The organism is Paraburkholderia sp. TE9906, from assembly GCF_056279605.1.
The window spans coordinates 20,054-43,290 of record NZ_JBWCCT010000008.1; the positions used below are offsets into that span (position 1 = coordinate 20,054).

The following is a 23,237-nucleotide window of genomic DNA, read 5'->3' on the forward strand; positions in this document are numbered from 1 at the left end:
CATTCCGTAGGTCAGAGGGGGCGCGCGAGGCGGCGCCCGAGAAATTCGCGTGAGTGTAAAGGCGCCCCTGGTTGCTCACAAGCCAGACCAAAATGCGGCGGCCGTGCTCCTGCGCAGAATCGACAGCCCGCCCCTGGCATGGCCCGCAACGCCTGCCTGGCGCGGCCGCTATGACCGCCATTCGCGCTAGCCGCGCACGACGGCCTCGTCCGAAGGGTCCATTTCAGGTAAAATGTCGGCCTACGCGCGCAGCAAAAACCGGCCTTTGTCCACGACAGGCGCCACTGACCGGCAGCGTATTCCGCCCAGCATGGCGCGGCATACCTCGCTTGCTGCGCCACCGGGCCGCGCGCCCGCTTCTCCCGCTCATACCCAAGGATCCCGCCCATGACAGGCTTCGATCGCCAGACGATCTCCGACACGACCGCAAAAATGCTGCTGGAAGTTCAGGCAGTGCACTTCAACGCGGAGAAACCGTACATTTTCACGTCCGGCTGGGCGAGCCCGGTTTATATCGACTGCCGCAAGCTGATTTCGTATCCGCGCGTGCGCCGTGGCCTGATGGAAATGGCCGAAGCCACTATCCTGCGCGACGTCGGCTATGAGCAGATCGACGCCGTCGCCGGTGGCGAAACCGCAGGCATCCCGTTCGCGGCATGGCTGTCCGACCGCCTCATGGTGCCGATGCAATACGTGCGCAAGAAGCCGAAGGGTTTCGGCCGCAACGCGCAGATCGAGGGCCTGCTGACCGAAGGTCAGCGCGTGCTGCTGGTTGAAGACCTGACCACCGACAGCCGCAGCAAGATCAACTTCATCAACGCGCTGCGCACCGCCGGCGCCACGGTGAATCACTGCTTCGTGCTGTTCCACTACAACATCTTCAAGGAAAGCGTGTCGGTGCTGAAAGACATCGACGTCGATCTGCACGCGCTGGCCACGTGGTGGGACGTCTTGCGCGTCGCCAAGGAAAACAAATACTTCGACACCAAGACGCTCGACGAAGTGGAAAAATTCCTGCACGCGCCCGCTGAATGGTCGGCAGCGCATGGCGGCGCGAACGCGACGCCGCAGTAAGCTGCAAACTCTGCGTTAGCGCCGACGTTCTAGCCGTCTGAATTAAAAAAGCCGCCTGTCTCACGACAGGCGGCTTTTTGTTTACTCGGCGCTAAGCTTTGTGGCCGGTATCGTCCGGTGCGGGGGACGACAGATTCAGCAAGCCGTTGCTCTGCGCATACTGGAACAATTCGGAATCGCGATCGATGCCGAGCTTGCGCATCGCCGCGTTTTTCTGAGTGCTGATCGTCTTGATGCTGCGGTTGAGCTGCTCGGAGATTTCCTTGATCGTCATGCCCGAGACGAATAGACGCACCACTTCCAGTTCGCGTTTGGACAGCATGACGTCATCGCTCTTGCCGCCGGAGTTCATGCGTAGCGCATCCAGCACCGCCTTCACCGACGGGCTCATATACTCGAGGTTGCGGCTGACATGTTGCACCGCGAGACCAATGTGGCTCAAATCGTCCGATTTATGGACGACAGACGTCACGCCAAGCTCCCTCAACCGTTTCAGCAGTGCTGCATTTTCCAGCATGGTGAGCACGACAATGGGAAGGTGCGGGAAATTGCGGCGCAGATAGCCGATCAACTGCAGCCCGTCGCCATACTGGCCGCCGGGCATCGCCAGATCCGTAACGAGCACGTCGCAGGGCGCGGTTTGCAACATCTTGACCAGCTCAGTTGACTGCCGCGCACGACCGACGACTTCCATCCCCGGAAACTTGAGCAGCGCGTGCTCCGCACCGAACAGAATGACCGGGTGATCGTCGGCGACTACGACCTTGAGTGGATCAAGCATCGCCCTCCTTTTGATTGGTAAACCACTCTCCACAACTTCTACCATGTCTTTCTGTCTTGGTACTCACAGGAATGAGAACGCGGCGCCGGTGTCGCGCGGGCGATTCCTCCGACTATAGCCGATTTCCCCTTCGCAAATGCCGCAGCGTGGCAACAATGATGTATCGCAGAGCTAATGTTAGACTTGATTCGACCTTGGGGCACGATTAAGGACAACAACCATCGCGAGGACAAGCGCCTCGCGCCCTGACAGGAGAACCGGCACATGCGCTCGCGTTGCCTGGTTGTTTCGCTTGCTTTACCGCTGTACCGTACGCCGTTCTTCACCTGCGCGACGCTGGGGCTGGCTCTATTCATGATGCATAGTCCGCGCGCGTTCGCCGAGGCCACATTCACGCTGACGAGCGCCAGTTTCCATAACGGCAAGGTGGAGGCCGCACAGGTTTTCAATCAGGCCGACTGCAAGGGCGGCAACCGTTCACCGCAATTGACGTGGCGCGACGCGCCGCCAGGCACGCGCAGCTTCGCGATCACCATGTTCGATCAGGATGCGCCGGGCCGCGGCTGGTGGCATTGGGCAGTCGCCGGCATTCCGGCGAAGGTCGACAACTTGCCCGAGAATGCGAGTTCCTCCGGGTTCCTTACTAAACTCGGCGCGGTCGAGGCGCGCAACGACTTCGATACCGACGGCTATGGCGGCCCCTGTCCACCGCCGGGCAAACCGCATCGCTACATCGTGACTGTTTATGCACTGAGCACCGCCGACCTGCGCCTCGCGCAAGGGCGTCCGGCGCTGATGTTCGATCACGAAATCGGCACGGCCTCGCTCGGTAGTGCGCGGATGGTGGTCACTTACGGGCGGTAGCGTCGTCCGACGGGTTCGTCGGATCGAAACGCAGCGACGCGGCGAGCTCATGCAGACTGGCGTACGGTTTGCATCGACATGCCGCGCGCGTGGAATTTCTGTCATCCGCGCACGTTAATGTGCGGCGAGGCGGTGCGCGCGGCTCCCGGCGCACCATGGCCGCGCCTGATCCCATCCTGTTTCACTACTGCCGGAGAACCTCATGTCGAAGATCGTCATCGTTTATCACAGCGGCTACGGCCACACGAAGAAGGTCGCGGAAGCCGTGCTCGCGGGCACCATCGAAGCGGGCGCGCAGGCCCGGCTTTTGCCGGTTGGCGAAATCGACGACGCGACCTGGGCCGAACTGGCCGAGGCCGACGCCATCATCTTCGGCGCGCCGACCTACATGGGCGGTCCGTCGGCGGACTTCAAGAAATTCGCCGATGCGAGTTCGAAGCCGTGGTTCGGCCAAACGTGGAAAGACAAGATCGCGGCCGGCTTCACCAACTCGGCGACCATGAACGGCGACAAGTTCTCGACGATCCAGTACTTCGTCACGCTCGCGATGCAACACGGCATGATCTGGGCGGGCACCGGTATGATGCCGTCGAACACCAAGGCGGCGACCCGCAACGATCTGAACTACGTGGGCGGCTCGACTGGCCTGCTCACGCAGTCGCCGGCCGACGCGTCGCCGGAAGAGGCGCCGCCCGCCGGCGATCTGGAAACGGCGCGGATGTTCGGCGCCCGCGTTGCCGGCGTCACGGCACGGTGGATCGCCGCGCGGGGCTAGCGTGCGTCCTCTGTCGCGAACCGGGTGGCATCGGCTGGCATCTACTGCACAACAGGTCACGCCGATGTCACGTTCGGCGCGCATCGTCGTTTTTTTCGCCCCGTGTCGCACGTCCGCCGCCATGAGGTCTTAAAATAGCGTTCCGGCGCGGCGTCGCGCCCCCGTTTCCAGCAAGCGAGTGAGATCGAGATGAGCACGAAAGTTTTTGTCGACGGACAGGAAGGCACGACCGGCCTGAAGATTTTTGAGTACCTGTCGCAACGCGCCGACGTGGAGATCCTGCGTATCGAAGAAGCGAAGCGCAAAGACCTCGAAGAGCGCCGCCGTCTCATCAATGCGTCGGACGTCACGTTCCTGTGCCTGCCCGATGTCGCGTCGCGCGAATCCGCTTCGCTGGTCGCCAACGATCGCACCGTGCTGATCGACGCGAGCACCGCGTTTCGCACCTCCGCCGACTGGGCGTACGGCCTGCCCGAACTGGCCCGTACGCAACGCGAGCGTCTGCGTACGGCCAAGCGCATCGCCGTGCCTGGCTGCCACGCGTCGGCCTTCGTGCTGGCAATGCGTCCGCTCGTCGAAGCCGGTGTGGTCGCGGCCGACTTCGCCGCACACGCTTATTCGATCACCGGCTACAGCGGCGGCGGCAAGAAGATGATTGCCGACTACGAAGCCGGCGGCAACGACAAGCTCAAGAGCCCGCGTCCCTATGCGCTCGGCCTCACGCACAAGCATCTGCCGGAAATGGCGGCGCACACGGGTCTGACTTCGGCGCCGATCTTCACGCCGATCGTCGGCGACTTCTACAAGGGTCTCGCCGTCACCACGTTCTTCTCGCCGAATCAGTTGGCGAAAAAAGCCACGCCGCAAGACGTGCAGGCGCTGTTCGCCGAGTACTACGCGGGCGAAGCCTTCGTGCGCGTCGCACCGTTCGATGCGGACGCGAACCTGGACAGCGGCTTTTTCGACGTGCAGGCGAACAACGACACCAACCGTGTCGACCTGTTCGTGTTCGGCAACGAAGAACGCTTCGTGACCGTCGCGCGACTGGACAATCTGGGCAAGGGCGCATCGGGCGCGGCGATCCAGTGTATGAATCTCGCCATCGGCGCGGCCGAAGAAAGCGGCTTGAAACGCTGAATAAACGCGGTATCGACGGCAATTCGCCGTCGTCCCCATCGAAAAGCCGGTCTGCAAAGACCGGCTTTTTTGCTTTAAAAACACTCCCGTTAATTCTCATCGCAAGCGCGATCGGTACGAGTCCGCATTTCTTAAAAAAGAAAAATCGCAGCGCTTTCGACTACCGGTAATTCATTCCTCCAATTCGTTCACCCCGCATAGTTTTCCGCCTAGGGAAATACCTGATTTTTTCTCGAACGGTCGTTCGAAGATGATAGAGCCTTTTTGCCGTAACGCCTGCCCATAAAGGGCGTGCGAGGAAGCAACGGCGTCGTCCCATTCGCGAAAATTGCTTTTTTGTTTAAAAGGGCCGCAAGTGTCCGCGCAGTGCGTACGCGCCGAAATTCGCGCTGTTTGAATCGGTCTTTTTAGACGGCTCATTCAATTGACATCGATTAACCGCGCAGCGAAATTACTTCGCACAATTACATGAATGGAGACAGCGGTATGTCGAACGCCATTAATCTCGGCCTCGCAATGGCCCTTGCCACAGCGCCATTACTCGTCGCTTGCGGCGGCGGCAAGGCCGACAGTCCAGGCACGATCGACACGCCGCAATGCTCCGGCGCGAGTTGCGGCGTGCAGGGGCCGCCCCCCACAGGCACCAGCGCGGCCGCGTTGTGCCCCGCTACCGCCGATATCGTCAAAACCACCTATCTCGGTGGAGCGGGAAGCGGTGAAGTCGTCCAGGTGAACATCGACGCGACGGCGATGACGTACACGCTGAAGTGGCTCGAATCGCCGATTCCGTTGCGCACGGGTCAGGTCACTCCGACCCGCGCCGGCACGCAAATCACCGGCGCGGTGATCCACCCCCCGGCCGGCGCGCTGCCGACCGCCGAACAAACGCGCTGTGCGTTCATTCTCGGCGCGGGCACCGGCACCGCACCCGGCGACGGCCAGCCCTACACCACGCCGGACTTCGTCAACAACCCCAATCCGCCGATGATCCTCGTCGGCCTCGGCGTCGCAGGCGGCGGCATCCCGGGCGCAACGGTCCAGTTCGACGGGCTGACTATTCCGCTCGTCGGCTCGGGCATCGGCAAGGTGCCGAGCCGCCACTTCGACTTCTATCCGTTCCTCGGCTTTGCCAGCACGACGACCGACCTCACCAAACTGGCCGGCACGTACAACGGCTTGCTGTATCACCTCGCGCCGTCGGGCAACTATGCGACGGTCGCGACCAACACGGTCGAAACCTTCGACGCGAGCGGCACCTGCACGAGCAGCAATACCGCCAACCCGAACTACTCGCCGAACGCCGGCGGTTGTCTGACGACCGGCAATCCGCTGACGCTGAACAGCAATGGCTATTTCGACAGCCAGCTCGCGCCGCAGATCGTGCCGCAATTCCAGTTGCCGCTCATCGGCGCGAGCGGCAAGTCGGCGACCGCGCACATGATTCTCGGCCAGATCAACGGCGCGACCGTGCCGCTGGTCGTGCGCACCGGCTCCATCAATCTCGGCACCGCTCCATTCCACCTCGACGCGAAGGTCGACGACGAATCCGGCATCGCCATGCTCGCTGCGGCCACGCCGCTTGCCTCCGGCGGTTTCGACGGCGGCTACGCGGGCGCCGACTCGAATTTCAGGAACACCGCTACCTTGATCCAGGGCGCCGTCGGCACGTTCATCAACCCGTCGACTTCCGCGCCCGAAGACCACTTCGGTTTGACCTACGGTCTGCAGAGCCCCGGCCTGGTCGGCGTGCAGGGCAGTGGCGCCGGCTTCGCGATTGCGTCGGGCGGCCTCTATGCCATCGCCATCCAGGGCACGGAGAACGGCGGCATCGCGCCGACCTCGGCCAACGCGGATACGCCGAGCACGCCCTACTTCGGCATCGGCGCGCAGATCAGCAAGTGACGCGCAATGAGCCGGCCGTGCGCGGCGCGGGCAAAACACAAAGCAAGACGTGGCTGGACTGGGAGCCGGCCACCTACAACGAGAAAATTCTGGAGGCGGTATGAATTGGAGAATCCTTTCGGTGCTCGCTTTTGCTGCACCGTTGCTGGGGGCGTGCGGTGGTGGTGGAGGCGGCGGTGATGGGCCGGTGACGGAAGTCCGTCTGTGTCCTGCGTCGCTCGATTACGGCACCGTGTTCACGGGCGGCGGCGGTGACGGCGAACTGGTCAAGTTGCAACTCGATACGACCAGGATGACGTGGCAGGTCAATTACATCGAGTCGCCGATCCCCGCCACCCCCGGCACCGTCGTCCCGACTCGCGCCGGCCAAACCGCGAGCGGCACGCTGACGCAGGAAACCCTGCTGCCGACCAACAAGCTCAACCAGTGCGCGTTCCGCCTGAACGGCGCGAGTCTCGACCCGAACCGGCCGGCGCGGATTTTCATCGGCGAAGGGGTGGCGGGCGGCACGATTCCCGGCGCGGAGATTTCGTTCGGCGGGATTCTCGGGGTGGGCGCGGTGCCCGATACCACCTTCCCGTATTACCCGTTCATCGGCTTCTCGTCGATTGAAACGAATCTCGCGAACGTCGCCGGCACCTACAACCAGCTTGGCTACCACCAGGTGCCGTCGCAAAACTTCGCGCCGGTCGCGGTCGATTCGAAGATCACGATCAACGCGGACGGCACCTGGAGCGAGTGCGACAACTCCGGCATCAACGCCGGCACCTGCCAGCAACCGGGCGGAAATTTCGCTCCGGCGGCCGACGGCAGCGGCGCGTTCCAGACCAACAACTTCCTCGGCCAGGCGAAACCGACGCTCGCGACCACGCCGAAAGCCCGCGGTTACATGATCGTCGGCAAACTGCGCAACCAGCTGGTGCCGATCCTCGTGCGCGCCGGCGCCGCGAACTCGTCGATCACCGTGCCGCAAAACGACGCGCTCGGCCCCTATGCGGACGACGAATCGGGCATCTCGATCCTGTCGCCGCAAAACACGATCGCGGTGAACTCGCAGAACGGTGAGTACATCGGCGTGGATAGCCAGTTCGATTACCGCACCACTGCGCTCGAAGGCACCGAGGCCACGCTGCTGGATCCGTTCAACGCCTCGCAGGCCTCGCTCGCGACCGCGCTGAATCTGGACTTCACGCAAACCGTGCCGGGCGTCGTGACGACCACGCATGTGGGCGCTTCGACCGGCACCGCGCCGACCGGAAAGATGATCTTCACGGGCGGTGTGTTCGGCTACCTCGATCTGACCAACGCGGCCTCGCCGTACTTCACGATCGGCGCCTTCGTCCAGTAGCGGGCTCAGCATGCGCCGCCCGTGCGCCGCGCGGCGTTCGCATTCCGGCTGCCGCGCGCACACGCGGCGCGGCAGCCATCGCCCCACGACCATCCAGCGCCCTGTCCGGGCCGACAGCCCGTGGCCGCTCGTCGCATGCGAGGCGCCGCACGAGCGTCTGAGGAGAAAAACATGAAGAAGATCTGTCTCGCGTTGCTGGCCACGCTGCTGTCGGCCAGTGCGTACGCCCAGCATGCGGGCGACAACGTCGCCGTGCTCGGCTGGTTCCACGTGATGCCGCAGGATTCGAGCACGCCGCTCACCACCCACGTCGCGCCGACGCCGATCAACACGCCGCTGCGCCTGCCGAGTTCGTTCACGTCGGCCGGCACGGGCTTGTCGACCAATAACGCCGATACCGTGGGTCTCGTTTTCAGCCACTACCTCACCGACCACATCGCGGTGACGACGGTGGCGGGCGTGCCGCCCGTCTTCAAGATCTACGGGCACGGCGTCATCAAACCGCCGGGACCGGCGGGCGCGCTCGGTCAGCAGGATCTGGGTGATCCGCAGGCCAATCCGATCGTGAAGAGCGTGCGCCAGTGGAGCCCGGCGCTGATGTTCCAGTACTACTTCAACTCGCCGACGGCGAAGTTCCGGCCGTTCGTCGGCATCGGCGTGTCGTACAACTGGTTCTCCGATGTCCAGCTCAGCGACAACTTCGTCAAGTCGACTCAGAACAACCTCGGCGCTGTGCTGGCCGCGGGCGCCGGCAAGCCGGGGCAGACGCAGGTGTCTGCAAAGGCGTCGTCGTCATGGGCGCCGGTGTTCAATGCGGGTCTCGCGTACAACATCACCGATCACTGGGGTCTCGTGGCCTCGGTCACCTACATTCCGCTGAAGACCACGTCGTCGGTCATCATCAAGGCGGCAGATGGTACGGAGTTGGGGGTGTCGAAGGCGGACCTGAAGGCCGATCCGATCATTTCCTTCCTGGCCATCTCGTACCGGTTCTGAGTTCTATGCCCCATATGACAAAGCCGGGGATCCTACGCAACGGATCAGCCGGCTTTGTTTTTCCGCGCGACGTTCGATACAGGCGACGCCGGCAAATTTTGGGCAAAAAAAAGCCCGCCTATGTGGGCGGGCTGAATCCATATCAGAGGAGACATGGAGGAGACAAGACAAACTATAGCAAATAGTTTGGTGCATCGCAACATGCAAATTAGGGTTGACCCTCTATGTTGCTAAAATACAACACTCTTGTGAGAGGCTTTTTTCCCCGAGTGCGTGGACCGGGCCGCCTGCCTAATGGCGCACCAGTGCCATCATTGCTCCAAAGCCGATGAACACCCCGCCCGTCAGTCGATTGAACATTCGCGCGACGCTGCGGCTCTTCAGTCTCGCGCCGATACGGCTGCCGAAACCCGCGTACACCAGATACCAGCTGACCTCGATCGCCGCGAAGGTCGCGACGAGCACGCCAAATTGCGGCAGCTTGGGTTGCGTGGCATCGATGAATTGCGGCAGCAGCGCGGCCGCGAACAGGATGGCCTTCGGGTTACTGCTCGCCACCAGAAAACCGTTGCGAAACAGCGCGAAACGCGAACGTGCGGGCCTGGCGGCGAGTTCGTCAACGGTATCGGCGGCGGCTTCGTCAGCCGGTGCGCGCCATGCCTTGATGCCCAGATAGACGAGGTAGGCCGCGCCGATCATGCGCAGCGCGTTGAACGTGGCCGGCCACGCCGCGAGAACGACGCCGAGCCCCGCCGCCGACACCGCGAGCATCAGCACCAGCGCCGACAGACAGCCCGCCATGGTCGCGCTGGAACGGCGCAAGCCGTGCTGGGCGCCGTGCGTCATCACGAGCAGCATGTTGGGACCGGGAATCGCGGAAACGACGAAGACGGTGGCGACAAACAGCCACCAGGTATGCAGAGTCATGAGAATCGATGCGGATTGGGATCGGGCGGGTATTATGCCCGCCCGGGTGCGGGTGCGGGTGCGGTTTGCATATGTGACCGTGGCCGTGCGGCATCTGCGTCCGCGTTTGCGTCCGCAGAGGCAGCGAGGGGCTTCCCGCTCGCCGCCGCCCCGCTCTTTAACGCCCGGCTCGCCGCGCCGCCACCTGGCCCAGTACGGCGAAGTCCTTCTCGCCGTCGCCGTGCGCGACGGCTTCGATCAGACTGTCGCGCACCACGCTGGCGATCGGCATCGGCGTCGTCACCGAATCGGCTGCGGCGAGCGCCAGGCGCAGATCCTTCAGTCCGAGACGCGCCTTGAACAGCGCCGGCTCGAAGCGCTGCTCCGCGATCATCTTGCCGTAGCCCGAATACACCGGACCCGTGAAGAGCCCGCTTGTAATGACATCGAGAAAATCCTGCATGGCGAGGCCATGCCCCGTCACCATCGCCGCCGCTTCACCGAGCGTCTCGATCGCCGCGCCGAGCATGAAATTCGCGGCGAGCTTCATCACGTTCGCCTGTTGCGGCAGCGATCCGATGCGCCAGGTTTTCTGGCCGATCACGTCGAACACCGGCTGAACCCGGTCGATCGCCTCGGCCGGACCGCCGGCCACGATCGTCAGTTTGCCCGCAGCCGCGACATCGGGCCGCCCCAACACCGGCGCCGCCACGTAATGGAGTCCACGCGACGCATGTGCGGTCGCCAGTTCCTCGGCCAGCGCCACCGAGATCGTCGCCATGTTCACGTGGATCAGGCCACGCGGAGCGTGCTCCAGCAGCGAGGCGGTAATGACCTCGCGCAACGCACTATCGTCGGCCAGCATCGAGAACACCGCGTCGCCTGCAAACGCTTCAGCCGGCGTCGCAACAACCCGCGCGCCGAGATCGGCAAGCGGCTGCGCCCGTTCCGGCGAGCGGTTCCACACGCGCACCTGATGCCCGGCTTTCAAAATGTTTGCAACCATCACGGCGCCCATCTCGCCGAGCCCGATAAAACCGATGTCCATCTGTCGCTCCGTCTTCTAAAGAACTCGAAGTAAAGCACACCCATGCGACATGTGCAGGGCAGCGCGCAACAAAACACAGTGCGATACTGCTGCGATGGTCACCGCGACATTCCGCTTCTATGAGGAGCTGAACGACTTTCTCGCCCGGCCGCTGCGCCGGCGCGCGTTCAGTTACGCCTGCGCGTCCAACGCGACCGCGAAGCACATGATCGAAGCGCTCGGCGTGCCCCACACCGAGGTCGAACTGATTCTGGTGAACGGCGAATCGGTCGGTTTCAATCATCCGTTGGTGGACGGCGACCGCGTCGCCGTTTATCCGAAGTTCGAGGCGCTCGACATCCAGCCGCTCCTGCGCGTGCGCGAACGGCCGCTGCGCGTGCTGCGTTTCATCGCCGATGCGCATCTCGGCGGCCTCGCGCCGCTGCTGCGGTTAGCCGGCTTCGACACGCTATACGACAACCACTATCCCGACGCCGATATCGAAGCGCTTTGCGTCGCGCAACAGCGCATCGTGCTGACACGCGACCGTGAGTTGCTCAAACGCCGCAGCATCACGCATGGCTGCTATGTCCGCACGCTCAAGCCGCGCGAGCAATTGCGCGAAGTCTTCGAACGGCTCGATCTGGCCGGCAGCGCGCAACCGTTCCGTCTATGCCTGATGTGCAATGCGCCGCTGCGGCGAATCGCCAAGGAGGAAGTCGGCGCCCGCGCACCCGACGGCGTGCTGGAGCGGCATGACCAGTTCGTCACATGCGACGTGTGCCAGCGCGTATTCTGGGAAGGTACGCACTGGCAGAGGATGCGCGCGCTGATAGACAGCGTGGCGGTTGCGCCGGAGCGGCCGGGTTGAGTATCGCTCGGGATTCGCGGTGAGGCTTCTGATGCTCGCCTGCTTTTCGCGGCTCACGCGCGTCGGCCGATCGGTTGCGGCGAGCCTGCTGCCCGCCCTGAGCGCCGCCTTTCCCGCGACGCGCGGCGCGGTGCGTACAATGCGGGATTACTTATCTGGCAGAGGCCTTCCGTATGGCGATGAAAAAAACCGACCTTGAAAAGAACAAGGCGCTCAAACTGAACAACGCAATGAAACAGTCGACCGCCGAGCGTTTCGGTAAAGCCGCAACGGCCGAGCCGAAGCTCGATCGCCGCGAGCAACGCAAGCTCGATCAGGCGCAAGGCCTCGTCGCGTTCGCATGCAAGCTGAACGGCGAACTGGTCACCGAGTTGAAAACGCGTGCAGCCACGCATCCCGAGGGTATGACCGGCTTGCTGAACGAAGTGATCAAGCGTGGCCTCGCGGACTAATCGCCGCATAACCCCGCCGTCCATGCAAAAAGGCCAGAGCTTGTGCTCTGGCCTTTTTGCATGGCAACGCCTTTTTCCGTGCCCGCGCAACGTTGGCCGTCTAGCGGCGCATCGCGGCGGCTCGCCCGACGAATCGGGCGTTAGCTTAGTTCGGCGTGCCCTTGTCGTTCGTGCCAGCGGCCGAAGCTGCTGCCGAGACCGGAGCGCGCTTGCCGTGCGTCTTCAGTTGCTTGGAGTGGTGCTTCTTCGGCGCGCTGGTTGCTGCGGCCGGCGCTGCTGCGTCCGATGCCTGTGCGAAAGCTTGAACGGAGACCAGCGCGATCGATGCGGCTGCGAGCGAGACGATAACTTTTTTCATGTGTTGTTCCCCAAACCTTTGCGACTGAGTCAATGTGAATGAAATAAGCTGCGCGGTAAAGCAGGCAAGGCTTGAGCGCCTCCCCGCTCCCCGCGGAGAGTATTACCTGGCGTAGGCAGTTTGTCATGCGCAAAACTTGATATGTATTTTCCGGGAGACAGGTTGCTTTCGACGTGCTTTCAATCGTTAAGCATTCCATACCAGGGACACTACCTAGCTGTCTTCAGACGAGATTACGCAGCAGGCTGGCGGTTTCCTGCAGGGTCGGCAACACCCGCTGCAGCGCGGCACTCGGCTGTTCCTGGCCGATCGGCATGCTGACGCTGATCGCCGCCACCACCGAGCCATGCCGGTCGCGCAACGGCACCGCGACGCCGCGCACGCCGAGTTCGAGTTGCTGGTCGGTAACCACGTAACCGTTGCGGCGGATTTCGCCGAGCACTTCGCGCAGCCGTTCGATCGTCGAGTAGGTGTAGGGCGTGAACACCTTGATCGGATAGGACGCGAGCCACTGATCGATGCTTTCGGGCGCCTGGAACGCCAGCAACACCAGTCCCGCCGACGACAACGGCGCCGGCGCGCGCGAACCGAGCACGAAGCCGACCGCCATCGCGCGGTTCACGCCGTTGCGCGCGACATACACCACGTCGTGTTCGTCGAGAATCGCGACCAGCGCGGTTTCCTGCACGGTCGCGGTGATGCGCTGAAGAAACGGCTGGACGGTGCGCGGCAGGCGCGCCGAATCCAGATACGACTGCCCGAGCCGCAGCACGCGAGGCGCGAGCCAGAACAGCTTGCCGTCGGTATCCACGTAACCGAGTTCGCGCAGCGTCAACAGATAACGGCGCGCCGCGGTGCGCGACAGGCTCGCGCGAGCGGCGACCATTGTCGGCGTCATGCGCGCATGCTCTTCGTCGAATGCTTCGATGATCGCCAACGCCTTCGCGGCGCCGGCGATCCAGTCTTTGTCGTCCATCGCGGTTGTTTGAAAGTCGGCGGGTTGGCGTGAGGCGTCATTGGGTCGGATGGCCGTTGCGCGATTATCGCGCGAGTTGGAGACTTAGCGCGGGAAGGCTGGACTCAACGGAAACCGACCGACGCCGCGGCCACCTACGCGTTTTCCGATACTTGCCGGCTGCCCGCGTATCATGTGGGCGATCCTGGACAGGCAGTGCGCGCGTGCGCTGAAGCCCGCCAGCATTGCATAGAGCGCACAGCGCCGCCCCCTCTGCCCGAGGCGCCGCGAACGCCCCGCAAGAACCATCCCACTCGAATAACCGCCTGTGAATCCCGACACCCGCCAACACCTGCGCGCCAATCTGCTGATGCTGATCGCCGCAATGATCTGGGGCTCCGCGTTCGTCGCGCAACGCCTGAGTCTCGATGCGATCGGACCATTTTTGTTCACCGGCTTGCGCTTCCTGCTCGGCGCGCTCGTCGTGCTGACGCTGATCGTGTGCGTGCGGCGCTCGGCGCTCGCTGAACTGTCGAAGCGCGAACCCGGCGGCGCACGCGAGCTGCTCGGCGCCGGCGCACTGCTCGGCGTGGTGCTGGCCGCGTCGATCTCCTTGCAGCAGATCGGCCTGCAATACACCAAGGTCGCCAACGCCGGCTTCATCAGCTCGCTGTACGTGGTCATCGTGCCGTTGCTCGGTGTGCTGTTTCGGCATCGAACCGGCATCGCCACCTGGCTCGGCGCGTCGCTGGCGGCCGTCGGCATGTATTTTCTGAGCGTCGACGAGCACTTTTCGATGCTTTACGGCGACTGGTATCAACTGGCGGGCGCCCTCGTGATTTCCGTCCAGATGATGCTCGTCGGGCGCTTCGCGCTGCGCCACGACACGCTCATGCTCGCGCTCGTGCAATTCGTGACGTGCGGCGTGACGTGCCTCGCGGTCGGCCTCGCTATCGAGCCAGTCAGTCTTGCCGTGATCGCGCGCGCCGCGCCGACGATCGCCTACGGTGGAGCACTGTCCGTGGGCGTCGCCTATACGATTCAGGTGGTCGCGCAAAAGTACGCGGCACCTTCGCACGCGGCGGTGATCTTCAGCATGGAAGGCGTGTTCGCCGCGCTCGCCGGTTGGCTCGTGCTCGGCGAAACGCTGTCGACGCGCGCGATGTTCGGCTGCGCGCTGATGCTGGCGGGTTTGATCGTCTGTCAGGTGATGCCGGGCTGGCGCCGCGGGCTCGACCGCGTGCGTCACGCGTCCTGACGACTAGCGTACTCGGTGCGCCTCGCCCGATACGCCGAAAACACCTAGCAGATGCGCACGGCGCCGTTCAGCGCGGGTGCATCAGCTACGCCGCGCGCGGATGAGCAAAAACGTTCGACGTATCGCCCGTCGGCGGAAACACGCACCAGCAACCGTCGTCGTGACGAAAGAAGAACAGACTTCGTAAGCCGCCTTTGGCAGACGTCTCCACGCGTACGTAACGCCGGCCGCCCACGCGGGTGCGACTGAACTCGGTGACGTGGACCGGCGCGGACTGCGCTGGCGCGAGCCACTTCTCCACCAGAAAACGCAGCGACTGTTCGCTCGCGGCTCTCATGATCCGCTCCTGACCGGTTTGTCCTGACGCGCATCGCGCGAGGACTCGGCGCTGTCGCCGCTGTCGGCGGCATCCGCGTCGGCTTCGGCGGATGCGAGGGCAATGGCCCGGTTGGTGGCTGCCGCCCGCAACGTGCTGCAATGGGTGGCATGTCGGATATCCGAGAGAAGACGGACGAGCTGTCGTGCTGATCTGCGTTTCATACACCCCCCGCACTGCACCAATAACTTCATAAAACACTTTAACTCTATGCCTGGATGGGCGTTGCCGAAATGTTTTTCGCTAATTAGCAACAGTTGCGCTTGCAAAAAGAGAGACGCAATCTTTGTACCGTCCGACTTCAATGTGCGCGTTCGAGGGATGAGCGTCTGTACGCTGGCGAGCGCTTCATGCGCCGGAAAAGCCCGACCGGCGGCCTGCGGAAGAAATGGCTGAGAGGTGAGTTATCCACAAAGACCTCTGAATAACTTCGGGATAGCGCGTAGAACAGCCTGTGCGCGGATTCTTGATAAAGCGGACCCGTCAGAAGCCTGTGTCAGAGTTATCCCGGCTTTGTAGTTTTTCTACAGGCTTGTTCCGCAGGGTTATGGATTTCGCATCACGTTGATGCGATGGGACATTTGGGCGTTATCCACAGAAGGGGTTAGCCCTTGTTAACTACTACTACATACGTATACGTCTGAAGTAAAAAACATAGGATAAGTACCGCTGCGCGATGAGATCGAAGGCTGATCGGCTCTACCCAACCCTTCGTTAAGCCGGACTGCACCTCACGGCAACGCAACCGCTCCGCTTGCCGGTTGAACGGCGGCTGCCTGGCCAACTGGCGCAGGCAATTCGGGAACGAGCGTGGGCGTCGTCACTTCGACCGGCATCGGCAAAAGACGCGTTTCGATGTGGCTATTGGCAACCGGCTGCGTACGCACGACGGTTTGCAGATAGTGATCGACGAGACCGAAGAAACGGTCGTAGAACTTGCCCGACGGAATGGTTTCGCTCGAGATCTTGACCATCGCGTCGCTGTTCGAACGGATCGGCAGCGAAAGCGAACCCAGCACGCTGAGCCCGACGCTTGCCGAGGTATCGCTTTTCTTCAGCGCAAAGCCGTTCTGCACGGCGTTGACGTAAACGATGCTGGTGTCGCTCGCCTCCTCTCCCGGCGTGCAGACCACATGAAACTCGACGACGACGTGCGTATCACCCGTCGGCTGAAAGTTCTTGGTTCCGTCGACGGTATCGTTGCGGATCATCGTCGTCAGGTAGCCCTGGCTCAACAGGGCGCGGCGCGCGGCTTCGCAGCTATCCGTGGTGCTCGAATTGAAATTGCGTGCATAAGGACTCGCGCCGGTCTCGAACAATTCCTGCTGGAATTTCGGTTGCGGTGCGCTGCTGCACGCGGCAAGGGTCAACAGGCCGAACAGGGCCGCGGTCGTGGTTTTGGAAAGCGAGGTCAACATGGTCGATTGCAAAGGACGCTGCGCGAGCGCGAATGGAAATGCATTGTAGAGCGGGTCGCCAGGTGTGCGTAAAAAGCATGCAGCGTTAGCCGCGCGCCGCCTTGCACGGCATGACGAACGCTTACCGCAACGAGTTGCAGCGCCGTAGGCGGAAAGAAAACGAAATAGAAAACCAGCTCAGTGCGATGGGGCAAACAAACCGCCCGCCGCCGCACCACTTGCCTGGGCCGTGGCAGTGATCGCAGGCACGGTAAACGCATTCGCCCAGTAACCGGGCGCCGCGCAACGATCATCCTTGCAAGTGTCTGCGGCCGCTTCGGGATGCTGGCTAAGGTCTTGCGGCGCGGCGATCTCGGCGAAATCTTCGGCGCGCAAGCTGACTTTTTGCGCGTAGGCCTTTGAACCGCCGTAGTTCTTGAGCGCGGCGTTCAGGTCGCCGTTGGCCGAGCGCATGTAGCCGTACAGGATGGCCGAGCCCACTTCGATATTCGCGGTCGGCTCCGTGAGATCCTTGACGTTCCTCAGCAGCCCACGATGAGCCTGTGGCACCACCTGCATCAGGCCGGTCGCACCGTTGGCGCCTTTGGCCTTTTCCTTGAAGCGGGATTCGATCGAGATGATGGCCAGCAGAAGCGCCGGGGGGAGAGAATATTTCGATGCGGCGGATTGCACTGCGTCGGAAATCTTTTGAGCTTTATCCTTTGCCAGACCGAACTTGTGCGTCAGATACGCGGACATGCGGTCGGTGTTCTCGTCGGCCGTTGCGGTTTGCATCAGGCCGAGCGAAAGCACGATCAGGCAAAGTAACCGGCTCATGACGGGACTGGAAGAATGAGGATTCGCGCATTATAGCGCCGCCCCAAAACGAGGCGTCCGGCGGGTGGAATTTCTCTTTTTAAATCAAGGGTGATCGGACTCGGCGCTGTGCACCGGACTCGGTTTGCGTTCAGGTCGTCATCCTCGATCAGCGCGCGTCGGAATGCCCGCGAGCCGGATTGCGGAACTGGTTTTTTGATTCTCAACGTTGCTCCGTTAGTTGCATTTATGCTTCAAGGCAGTCATCGAATTCGCTAATGTCAAAGTGAAAGCGCTGGTCCGCCAGTTCGAAGCGTTCGATCTCATGCATGGCCCTGAGTGAACGCCTTCGCCGAATCGGCGAAGATAGTCGGGCCGAAAATGCTCCAGTTTCGCGAGCAGCGAAGCTTTACGATGCAGCCGCTCCGCTCACAGCTTCACCAGGTCGTCGCCTCCCCCGACTGCCGGTTGAATTCCCCCGGATTTGAGACAATGAACGCCGCCCGCGAACATAGTTGCGGGACAACCGGGTGTAGGCTTGCCGTTTCGCACGGATGCCGGCCCATCGAACAAGAGATGTTTCAGGTATGAGCAAGACTGCGTTTATTCCCAGCGTCCCCGGGACGTCGGAGGACGATTTCGAAGTATCGGCAATGTCGAAGATGGCCGGCTACCGGCGTTTCTTTGGCGTGTTGAAAGTGGTACGGTCCACCGATGGCCGCGTGCTGTTTCCGTTCGACGGCGCCCCGGAACTTGGCCCGTATACGACCAAGCTGGAGGCGATTGCAGCCGCGCAGGTGTACGGCGAACACATCGTGACCAGCGACTTGGCGCGCCCGGAGTTGTGAGGAGGGCGTGCGGCGATCCGTCGGCTGGTCGCCTCGCGTGATCATTTCGGAGCAACGAATGGCTAGTCTGCGCAGAAGGGGCTCATCGGCCGCTGCCATGTGGAACGCGGCCATGCTGATGACCGTGCTGGCAGCCGCGGTCAATCAACCCGGCTTCGCGCAGAACGCCGACGTCGGTTACGACGCCGCGCAAGCTGCGCTCGGGAAAGCCGACATCGTTCATGCGCAGGTACGCGTTGCCGCTATCAATGCCGCCACCAATAGCGTGACACTGCGCGGCCCGCGCGGCAATCTTGCGGACGTGGACGTGAATCCCGCCGTGGTCGACGTTACCCGGCTGCGGGTCGGCGACAAGCTGAACGTGGCTTATCAACAGGCACTCCTGCTTCGCATCGACAAGCTCGCGACAAAAGGTGTGCGTGAGCGTGTCGAGACGACCGTGGCGATTCCGGCATCGGCGGGGGTGACGTCATCTGCGCACCGGGTGCAGGTTGTCGCGACGGTGACGAAGATCGATCGCAAGAACCGCCTCGTGACGCTGCGTGGACCACGGCACCAGCAGGTATTGCGGGCCGCGCAGGACATTCCGCTCGATCAGTTGAGAGTCGGCGATAGCGTGCGGGCGGAGTTTATTTCGGCAGTGGCCGTAGCGTTGGCGAGGAATTGATTGTTGCCTGCGCTGGCGCTGATGATCGTGCCAGCGCAGGAAGGTTCTGCTCTCCGAACGGCACGCAGTCCGGTCTGCTGCAAGGCTTCGTGTTTTCGCCGCTGCACGCGATGATGAAGCATTGCTCGCGTGTCTACATTGCCGACTGCTTCGCGCGGCTTGGCGCCGCGCGATTGCACCGCGTCCGGTTACGTCGAAGAGGATGGCTGAAACGCCATTCCGCCCTCGGCCTCGCTCCAGCTTGCGACCCATTCGGGTAATGCCGGCGGCGCTTGAGCAATGCCCGCCAGTGCCAGCAATTCGGCAGTCGTCACGGTACCGCCCTTTCGTTTCAGGAATCGCGCCCGAACAACGGCCAACGCGACTGGCACATCGTCACGCACGAAACCCTGTTCGATGAAGATGTGCTTTTCATCCCAACCGATAACGCGAGTGTGCACGTCATAGCGGTCACCCAGCTCCAGCGAGCGATGAAAGCGCAGCGTTTCCAACGTGACGACCGGATACCAGCCTTGTGCTCTCAGCTGCCGCCACAGGCCGCTGCGCATCATCAGATCGACGCGCGCAAGATCGAGGATCGTGAAATAGCGTCCATTATTCATGTGGAGCAGTACGTCGAGATCGTTTATCCAGACGCGAAACGGTGTGACGCACGTGTCGAGCACATGCAGGCGGCTGCGGCGAGCGCTGGTCAACAACAGAAGTATTAGACGGAGCAGGAGACTCATGCGAAAACCCGGGATCAGATAGCTGCCGTGGGTGGCCAGGAAATGGATGGTAGCCGCGATGATGAAACACGGCGCGTTGGAAGCGGGCTCAATCTGTAGAGCACCGTCTCGAATGTATGTTTCGTGCCAGCAAGCAAGGCGCTCGCCGTGACGTTCGACGGTTCGAAGGCGGGAAATGAAAACAGCCACCGGGGGTCCATCGACTGATGGCTATTCGTTCAGCGAAATGGACGGCTGATCGCTCCCCGTTGCCGAACGGTGAAAACTTTTTTCTGCACCGAAGACATTTTCTCAATGTGCAGAGGTACATTAATTCGGTTACTTGGCCGTAAGTCACCGGAGCTACAAATGACGGACAACAACGAGTTAGCAGCCAGGCCCAAATACGTTCCGGAATCGCTGCGAACACTCGCGGAGTATCTGGAGCGTGCACTTGATAGCGCGACGAGCATCGTGATGATGCGGCCCACCGACGGTGTCTGTATCGTGTACCTGGGCGACCCCGCAGGTCTGCGCGAAGACCTCAAGCAGATTGCTACGATTGCAACGTCGCTGGCAAACAGTATGCTCGAGTCGACTGTTTCGGGCGTGAACGAGCTGCAAATCAACGACCAGATCTATCGTTTCGCCCGCAGCTTCACCCAGATCGACGAGATGGCGGCCGTGGTCTTTTCAATGGCTTAGGCCTCGGCTGCGCCGACGATGCGACGCCGCGCCTAATCCTTAAAATGCCGGACGGCAACTTGGTCGGGGTGGCGCTGTCTCAAGAACCCTGACCCCTCGGCCGTTCGACTTGCATTGTCTTGCCAGACGCCGGCCCTGCGGCAACCGGTTCACAAGGAGGACTGATGCATCCGAGAAGATGTCTGGTATTTCTGTTTTCTATGGCAACACTCAGCTCGACCGGGGCATGGGCGAGCGATATTCAATGCGCTACCACGCGTCAACCCGCGGAGCGCGTCATATGCGACCACGCGATACTCAACAACGAGTACGACGATATCGCCGCTGAGCAGCAGGCCTTGCTGAATAGCGGGAAGCTATCGCCCGGGCAGCTCACCCGATGGAGGCAATCGCGAAACGCCTGCTCCGACGTCCACTGCATTGACACAGTATTTGCGCAATGGAAAACAATGGCCAGGTCGGTCGAAGCCAATGCCGCCGTTGTGCCGGCGCCTGCTATTGCCTCAGCGACGGCATTAGCCCCTGTCGGACCTACTTCCGATGCGGACGCTCTTTCTGCATCCCAAGGCTTACCCGCGTCCGCGGCGGCATTGCCGACATCCGAAGCATCTCTTGTGCGTCATGGCAGCGCGGCCGGAGTTGCGCTCCCGCAGCCGGTCGCGAGCCAAGTCTCGTCGCCAGTGGCAATATCTTCGGCTTCCGGTGCGAGTGAATCTCGCGGCAGGACTGGGTTGACCGCTGGACTGCTGCTTGTCTTCCTCATTGCGATTGCCATGGGCACGTTCGTCATTCGTCGAAGCATAGGCCGTCGGCGCGGTGAAAAACGCGGCGGCGTCCGCGGTAAGAACACGCGCTGAACCAGCCCGACTCGGGTGAAGTTGGACGGCGTTGCGAAGAAGACCCCTGTGTCAGCAAACTCAGCGTGGAGGCGTGCTGGCAGCGATTGCGGGGCTACCTCATCCGATTCGGAACCCGATTCCGGGCGACCCAATATGTCGTGCTGTGCCTGCGCGGAAATAGAGCGTCTGAGTGACAGTCGCAAAAAAGGGCGCTGGAAAAAGCTCCAGCGCCCCTTTGACAATCATTCCGGCTACGCCATGTCAGGCGGGGCTGAGCGGCCGGGAAGAACCCCGTAACCGAAATTAATGCAACTCAGCATGGTGTCGCGAGCCGCTCCCCTCACTCCACCGTCACCGACTTCGCCAGGTTCCGCGGCTTATCCACATCCGTGCCTCGTGCACACGCCGTGTGATACGCCAGCAACTGCAGCGGCACGACATGCAGAATCGGCGACAGCAGACCATAGTGCTCCGGCATCCGGATCACATGCAGCCCTTCATCGTTGACGATTTTCGTATCCGAATCAGCGAATACATAAAGCTCACCGCCGCGCGCACGCACTTCCTGAATATTCGACTTCAGCTTTTCCAGCAGCGCGTCATTCGGCGCCACCGTCACCACCGGCATCGCTTCCGTCACGAGCGCGAGCGGCCCGTGCTTCAACTCGCCGGCCGGATAAGCCTCGGCATGAATATACGAAATCTCCTTGAGCTTCAGCGCGCCTTCCAGCGCGATCGGATAATGCATGCCGCGCCCGAGGAACAGCGCATGTTCCTTGCGCGAAAACTCTTCCGACCACGCGATGATCTGCGGCTCCAGCGCCAGCACGCTATTCAATGCGGCCGGCAAGTGGCGCAACTGCTTCAGGTAGTCGGCTTCCTGTTCTTCATTCAGATGACCGCGCAGTTTGGCCAGCGTGGCCGCCAGCACGAACAGCGCGACCAGCTGCGTCGTGAACGCCTTGGTCGATGCCACGCCGATCTCGCGGCCCGCGTGCGTCAGGAACGACAATGCCGTCTGGCGCACCATTGCGCTCGTGCCGACGTTGCACACCGCCAGCGTGTGCTTGTGTCCGAGCGACTGCGCGTGCTTGAGCGCCGCGAGCGTATCCGCCGTCTCACCCGACTGCGAAATCACCACCACCAGCGACCTCGGATTCGGCACCGACTCGCGGTAACGATATTCGCTGGCAATCTCCACCTGGGTCGGAATCTTCGCGATCGATTCGAGCCAGTACTTCGCGGTCAGTCCCGAGTAATAGCTCGTGCCGCACGCGAGAATCAACAGACTGTCGATCTGCGCGAACACGTCGCCTGCAGCCTCGCCAAAGATCGATGCGTCGAACGAATCGGTTTGCGGAATCGTGTCGGTGATCGCGCGCGGCTGTTCGAAAATTTCCTTCTGCATGAAGTGGCGATACGGGCCGAGTTCGACCGCGCCGCCATACGCCGCCACCTGACGCACGTCGCGCTGCACATGGTTGCCGTCGCGATCGGCGATACGCACGCCGTCGAGCGACAGTTCGCACACGTCGCCTTCCTCGAGGAAGATGAAACGTTCGGTGCTGCCCGCGAGCGCGAGCGCATCCGAGGCGAGGAAGTTCTCACCGTCGCCGAGCCCGACCACCAGCGGCGAGCCCTGGCGTGCGCCGACCACCGTGTGCGGCTGATTCCTGTGCAGCACTGCAATCGCGTACGCACCGTGCAATTGCGCGATCGCTTCACGCACGGCGGCGAACAGGTCGCCACGATACACGCTGTGAATCAGGTGCGCGATAACCTCGGTATCGGTCTGCGAGACGAACTCGTAGCCCTTGCCCCGCAGCATTTCACGCAGTGACTCGTAATTCTCGATGATGCCGTTGTGTACCAACGCGAGCGCATCTCTCGAGAAGATCGGGTGCGCGTTGTCCGTCACCGGCGCGCCGTGCGTCGCCCAGCGCGTATGCGCGATTCCCGTGATGCCCTCGAGATGCCCCTCGTGCACCTGCTCGTCGAGATCGGCGACACGCGCGACGCTGCGCGCGCGGTTCGGTCCGTTCTCGCCCAACACCGCGACGCCACACGAATCGTAGCCACGGTACTCGAGGCGCCGCAGTCCTTCGATCAGGACGGAAACAATGTTACGTTGCGCAACCGCGCCGACAATGCCACACATGGCTCATTCCTTTTCAGTGC

24 protein-coding genes are annotated in these 23,237 nt (G+C 62.2%); 13 read left to right on the forward strand and 11 right to left on the reverse strand.

Features of this window, described 5'->3' with window-relative positions; translation table 11 throughout:
- Positions 1-387 precede the first annotated feature (387 nt).
- Positions 388-1,074, forward strand: a complete 687-nt coding sequence (locus ACZ9H4_RS21995) for an orotate phosphoribosyltransferase (RefSeq protein WP_042326936.1) — start codon at positions 388-390, stop codon at positions 1,072-1,074.
- A gap of 91 nt (positions 1,075-1,165) precedes the next feature.
- Here ACZ9H4_RS21995 and ACZ9H4_RS22000 read toward each other — a convergent pair whose 3' ends face one another.
- A complete protein-coding gene (locus ACZ9H4_RS22000; protein ID WP_476120851.1) occupies positions 1,166-1,855 on the reverse strand; it encodes a response regulator in 690 nt (229 codons plus the stop codon).
- A gap of 264 nt (positions 1,856-2,119) precedes the next feature.
- Between ACZ9H4_RS22000 and ACZ9H4_RS22005 the strand changes: the two genes are divergently transcribed.
- From ACZ9H4_RS22005 to argC, 3 genes are all read left to right on the forward strand, one after another.
- Positions 2,120-2,719, forward strand: a complete 600-nt coding sequence (locus ACZ9H4_RS22005; protein WP_408140347.1) for a YbhB/YbcL family Raf kinase inhibitor-like protein — start codon at positions 2,120-2,122, stop codon at positions 2,717-2,719.
- Positions 2,720-2,921: 202 nt separating this feature from the next.
- Complete coding sequence (locus tag ACZ9H4_RS22010) at positions 2,922-3,494, forward strand: flavodoxin family protein (RefSeq protein ID WP_476120853.1); 573 nt, start codon at positions 2,922-2,924, stop codon at positions 3,492-3,494.
- 189 nt (positions 3,495-3,683) lie between these two features.
- A complete protein-coding gene (gene argC / locus ACZ9H4_RS22015) occupies positions 3,684-4,631 on the forward strand; it encodes an N-acetyl-gamma-glutamyl-phosphate reductase (protein ID WP_175165037.1) in 948 nt (315 codons plus the stop codon).
- A gap of 171 nt (positions 4,632-4,802) precedes the next feature.
- On the opposite strand, the gene ACZ9H4_RS22020 is transcribed toward argC, so the two are convergent.
- Positions 4,803-5,051 carry a hypothetical protein gene (locus ACZ9H4_RS22020; protein WP_476120856.1) on the reverse strand — a complete coding sequence of 83 codons (249 nt, stop codon included), beginning with the start codon at positions 5,049-5,051 and terminating at the stop codon, positions 4,803-4,805.
- 66 nt (positions 5,052-5,117) lie between these two features.
- Between ACZ9H4_RS22020 and ACZ9H4_RS22025 the strand changes: the two genes are divergently transcribed.
- The 3 genes from ACZ9H4_RS22025 (at position 5,118) to ACZ9H4_RS22035 (ending at position 8,877) form a co-directional block, all read left to right on the forward strand.
- Positions 5,118-6,533 carry a DUF2957 domain-containing protein gene (locus ACZ9H4_RS22025; RefSeq protein ID WP_476120858.1) on the forward strand — a complete coding sequence of 472 codons (1,416 nt, stop codon included), beginning with the start codon at positions 5,118-5,120 and terminating at the stop codon, positions 6,531-6,533.
- Positions 6,534-6,633: 100 nt separating this feature from the next.
- Positions 6,634-7,881 (forward strand): DUF2957 domain-containing protein, encoded by a 1,248-nt coding sequence (locus ACZ9H4_RS22030; protein ID WP_476120860.1) that lies wholly within the window; start codon positions 6,634-6,636, stop codon positions 7,879-7,881.
- Between the two features lie 171 nt (positions 7,882-8,052).
- Positions 8,053-8,877, forward strand: a complete 825-nt coding sequence (locus ACZ9H4_RS22035) for an OmpW/AlkL family protein (protein ID WP_408152818.1) — start codon at positions 8,053-8,055, stop codon at positions 8,875-8,877.
- A gap of 291 nt (positions 8,878-9,168) precedes the next feature.
- On the opposite strand, the gene ACZ9H4_RS22040 is transcribed toward ACZ9H4_RS22035, so the two are convergent.
- Entirely contained in the window at positions 9,169-9,804 is a 636-nt protein-coding gene (locus ACZ9H4_RS22040) for a LysE family translocator (protein WP_408140339.1), read from the reverse strand.
- Between the two features lie 157 nt (positions 9,805-9,961).
- Positions 9,962-10,831 carry an NAD(P)-dependent oxidoreductase gene (locus ACZ9H4_RS22045; RefSeq protein WP_476120863.1) on the reverse strand — a complete coding sequence of 290 codons (870 nt, stop codon included), beginning with the start codon at positions 10,829-10,831 and terminating at the stop codon, positions 9,962-9,964.
- Between the two features lie 94 nt (positions 10,832-10,925).
- On the opposite strand from ACZ9H4_RS22045, the gene ACZ9H4_RS22050 reads away from it, so the two are divergent.
- Positions 10,926-11,681: a Mut7-C RNAse domain-containing protein gene (locus ACZ9H4_RS22050; RefSeq protein ID WP_408323260.1), complete on the forward strand. Its 756-nt coding sequence runs from the start codon at positions 10,926-10,928 to the stop codon at positions 11,679-11,681.
- Positions 11,682-11,854: 173 nt separating this feature from the next.
- The gene (locus ACZ9H4_RS22055) at positions 11,855-12,133 is read left to right on the forward strand and encodes a hypothetical protein (RefSeq protein WP_476120865.1); all 279 of its coding nucleotides are present in this window, start codon (positions 11,855-11,857) and stop codon (positions 12,131-12,133) included.
- 145 nt (positions 12,134-12,278) lie between these two features.
- Here ACZ9H4_RS22055 and ACZ9H4_RS22060 read toward each other — a convergent pair whose 3' ends face one another.
- A complete protein-coding gene (locus ACZ9H4_RS22060) occupies positions 12,279-12,491 on the reverse strand; it encodes a hypothetical protein (RefSeq protein ID WP_408323258.1) in 213 nt (70 codons plus the stop codon).
- 223 nt (positions 12,492-12,714) lie between these two features.
- On the reverse strand, positions 12,715-13,467 hold the full coding sequence (locus ACZ9H4_RS22065) for an IclR family transcriptional regulator domain-containing protein (protein WP_476120867.1): 753 nt from the start codon (positions 13,465-13,467) through the stop codon (positions 12,715-12,717).
- A 307-nt stretch (positions 13,468-13,774) separates the two neighbouring features.
- On the opposite strand from ACZ9H4_RS22065, the gene ACZ9H4_RS22070 reads away from it, so the two are divergent.
- Complete coding sequence (locus ACZ9H4_RS22070) at positions 13,775-14,704, forward strand: DMT family transporter (RefSeq protein ID WP_476120869.1); 930 nt, start codon at positions 13,775-13,777, stop codon at positions 14,702-14,704.
- An 85-nt stretch (positions 14,705-14,789) separates the two neighbouring features.
- Here the strand turns inward: ACZ9H4_RS22070 and ACZ9H4_RS22075 are convergent, their stop codons facing one another.
- The 3 genes from ACZ9H4_RS22075 to ACZ9H4_RS22085 form a co-directional block, all read right to left on the reverse strand.
- The gene (locus tag ACZ9H4_RS22075; protein ID WP_408140328.1) at positions 14,790-15,041 is read right to left on the reverse strand and encodes a hypothetical protein; all 252 of its coding nucleotides are present in this window, start codon (positions 15,039-15,041) and stop codon (positions 14,790-14,792) included.
- Between the two features lie 770 nt (positions 15,042-15,811).
- Positions 15,812-16,498 carry a DUF2242 domain-containing protein gene (locus tag ACZ9H4_RS22080; RefSeq protein WP_408140324.1) on the reverse strand — a complete coding sequence of 229 codons (687 nt, stop codon included), beginning with the start codon at positions 16,496-16,498 and terminating at the stop codon, positions 15,812-15,814.
- 177 nt (positions 16,499-16,675) lie between these two features.
- Positions 16,676-17,314, reverse strand: coding sequence for a lytic transglycosylase domain-containing protein (locus ACZ9H4_RS22085; protein ID WP_408152813.1), 639 nt, complete (start codon positions 17,312-17,314; stop codon positions 16,676-16,678).
- A gap of 566 nt (positions 17,315-17,880) precedes the next feature.
- Between ACZ9H4_RS22085 and ACZ9H4_RS22090 the strand changes: the two genes are divergently transcribed.
- Both ACZ9H4_RS22090 and ACZ9H4_RS22095 read left to right on the forward strand, forming a co-directional pair.
- A complete protein-coding gene (locus ACZ9H4_RS22090) occupies positions 17,881-18,141 on the forward strand; it encodes a DUF6723 family protein (protein ID WP_408140321.1) in 261 nt (86 codons plus the stop codon).
- A gap of 112 nt (positions 18,142-18,253) precedes the next feature.
- Positions 18,254-18,808 carry a hypothetical protein gene (locus ACZ9H4_RS22095; RefSeq protein WP_476120872.1) on the forward strand — a complete coding sequence of 185 codons (555 nt, stop codon included), beginning with the start codon at positions 18,254-18,256 and terminating at the stop codon, positions 18,806-18,808.
- A gap of 188 nt (positions 18,809-18,996) precedes the next feature.
- On the opposite strand, the gene ACZ9H4_RS22100 is transcribed toward ACZ9H4_RS22095, so the two are convergent.
- Positions 18,997-19,725 (reverse strand): thioesterase family protein, encoded by a 729-nt coding sequence (locus ACZ9H4_RS22100; RefSeq protein WP_476120874.1) that lies wholly within the window; start codon positions 19,723-19,725, stop codon positions 18,997-18,999.
- Between the two features lie 159 nt (positions 19,726-19,884).
- Between ACZ9H4_RS22100 and ACZ9H4_RS22105 the strand changes: the two genes are divergently transcribed.
- Positions 19,885-20,220 carry a hypothetical protein gene (locus ACZ9H4_RS22105; RefSeq protein WP_408140315.1) on the forward strand — a complete coding sequence of 112 codons (336 nt, stop codon included), beginning with the start codon at positions 19,885-19,887 and terminating at the stop codon, positions 20,218-20,220.
- Between the two features lie 1,179 nt (positions 20,221-21,399).
- On the opposite strand, the gene glmS is transcribed toward ACZ9H4_RS22105, so the two are convergent.
- Positions 21,400-23,217, reverse strand: a complete 1,818-nt coding sequence (gene glmS / locus ACZ9H4_RS22110) for a glutamine--fructose-6-phosphate transaminase (isomerizing) (protein WP_476120876.1) — start codon at positions 23,215-23,217, stop codon at positions 21,400-21,402.
- Positions 23,218-23,237 lie beyond the last annotated feature (20 nt).

Excerpts from the sequence above, each read along its gene's own strand:
- ACZ9H4_RS21995 (WP_042326936.1), top strand. The coding sequence starts at position 388 with ATGACAGGCTTCGATCGCCAGACGATCTCCGACACGACCGCAAAAATG.
- ACZ9H4_RS22000 (WP_476120851.1), bottom strand. The coding sequence starts at position 1,855 with ATGCTTGATCCACTCAAGGTCGTAGTCGCCGACGATCACCCGGTCATT.
- ACZ9H4_RS22005 (WP_408140347.1), top strand. The coding sequence starts at position 2,120 with ATGCGCTCGCGTTGCCTGGTTGTTTCGCTTGCTTTACCGCTGTACCGT.
- ACZ9H4_RS22010 (WP_476120853.1), top strand. The coding sequence starts at position 2,922 with ATGTCGAAGATCGTCATCGTTTATCACAGCGGCTACGGCCACACGAAG.
- argC (WP_175165037.1), top strand. The coding sequence starts at position 3,684 with ATGAGCACGAAAGTTTTTGTCGACGGACAGGAAGGCACGACCGGCCTG.
- ACZ9H4_RS22020 (WP_476120856.1), bottom strand. The coding sequence starts at position 5,051 with ATGAGCCGTCTAAAAAGACCGATTCAAACAGCGCGAATTTCGGCGCGT.
- ACZ9H4_RS22025 (WP_476120858.1), top strand. The coding sequence starts at position 5,118 with ATGTCGAACGCCATTAATCTCGGCCTCGCAATGGCCCTTGCCACAGCG.
- ACZ9H4_RS22030 (WP_476120860.1), top strand. The coding sequence starts at position 6,634 with ATGAATTGGAGAATCCTTTCGGTGCTCGCTTTTGCTGCACCGTTGCTG.
- ACZ9H4_RS22035 (WP_408152818.1), top strand. The coding sequence starts at position 8,053 with ATGAAGAAGATCTGTCTCGCGTTGCTGGCCACGCTGCTGTCGGCCAGT.
- ACZ9H4_RS22040 (WP_408140339.1), bottom strand. The coding sequence starts at position 9,804 with ATGACTCTGCATACCTGGTGGCTGTTTGTCGCCACCGTCTTCGTCGTT.
- ACZ9H4_RS22045 (WP_476120863.1), bottom strand. The coding sequence starts at position 10,831 with ATGGACATCGGTTTTATCGGGCTCGGCGAGATGGGCGCCGTGATGGTT.
- ACZ9H4_RS22050 (WP_408323260.1), top strand. The coding sequence starts at position 10,926 with ATGGTCACCGCGACATTCCGCTTCTATGAGGAGCTGAACGACTTTCTC.
- ACZ9H4_RS22055 (WP_476120865.1), top strand. The coding sequence starts at position 11,855 with ATGGCGATGAAAAAAACCGACCTTGAAAAGAACAAGGCGCTCAAACTG.
- ACZ9H4_RS22060 (WP_408323258.1), bottom strand. The coding sequence starts at position 12,491 with ATGAAAAAAGTTATCGTCTCGCTCGCAGCCGCATCGATCGCGCTGGTC.
- ACZ9H4_RS22065 (WP_476120867.1), bottom strand. The coding sequence starts at position 13,467 with ATGGACGACAAAGACTGGATCGCCGGCGCCGCGAAGGCGTTGGCGATC.
- ACZ9H4_RS22075 (WP_408140328.1), bottom strand. The coding sequence starts at position 15,041 with ATGAGAGCCGCGAGCGAACAGTCGCTGCGTTTTCTGGTGGAGAAGTGG.
- ACZ9H4_RS22080 (WP_408140324.1), bottom strand. The coding sequence starts at position 16,498 with ATGTTGACCTCGCTTTCCAAAACCACGACCGCGGCCCTGTTCGGCCTG.
- ACZ9H4_RS22085 (WP_408152813.1), bottom strand. The coding sequence starts at position 17,314 with ATGAGCCGGTTACTTTGCCTGATCGTGCTTTCGCTCGGCCTGATGCAA.
- ACZ9H4_RS22090 (WP_408140321.1), top strand. The coding sequence starts at position 17,881 with ATGAGCAAGACTGCGTTTATTCCCAGCGTCCCCGGGACGTCGGAGGAC.
- ACZ9H4_RS22095 (WP_476120872.1), top strand. The coding sequence starts at position 18,254 with ATGCTGATGACCGTGCTGGCAGCCGCGGTCAATCAACCCGGCTTCGCG.
- ACZ9H4_RS22105 (WP_408140315.1), top strand. The coding sequence starts at position 19,885 with ATGACGGACAACAACGAGTTAGCAGCCAGGCCCAAATACGTTCCGGAA.
- glmS (WP_476120876.1), bottom strand. The coding sequence starts at position 23,217 with ATGTGTGGCATTGTCGGCGCGGTTGCGCAACGTAACATTGTTTCCGTC.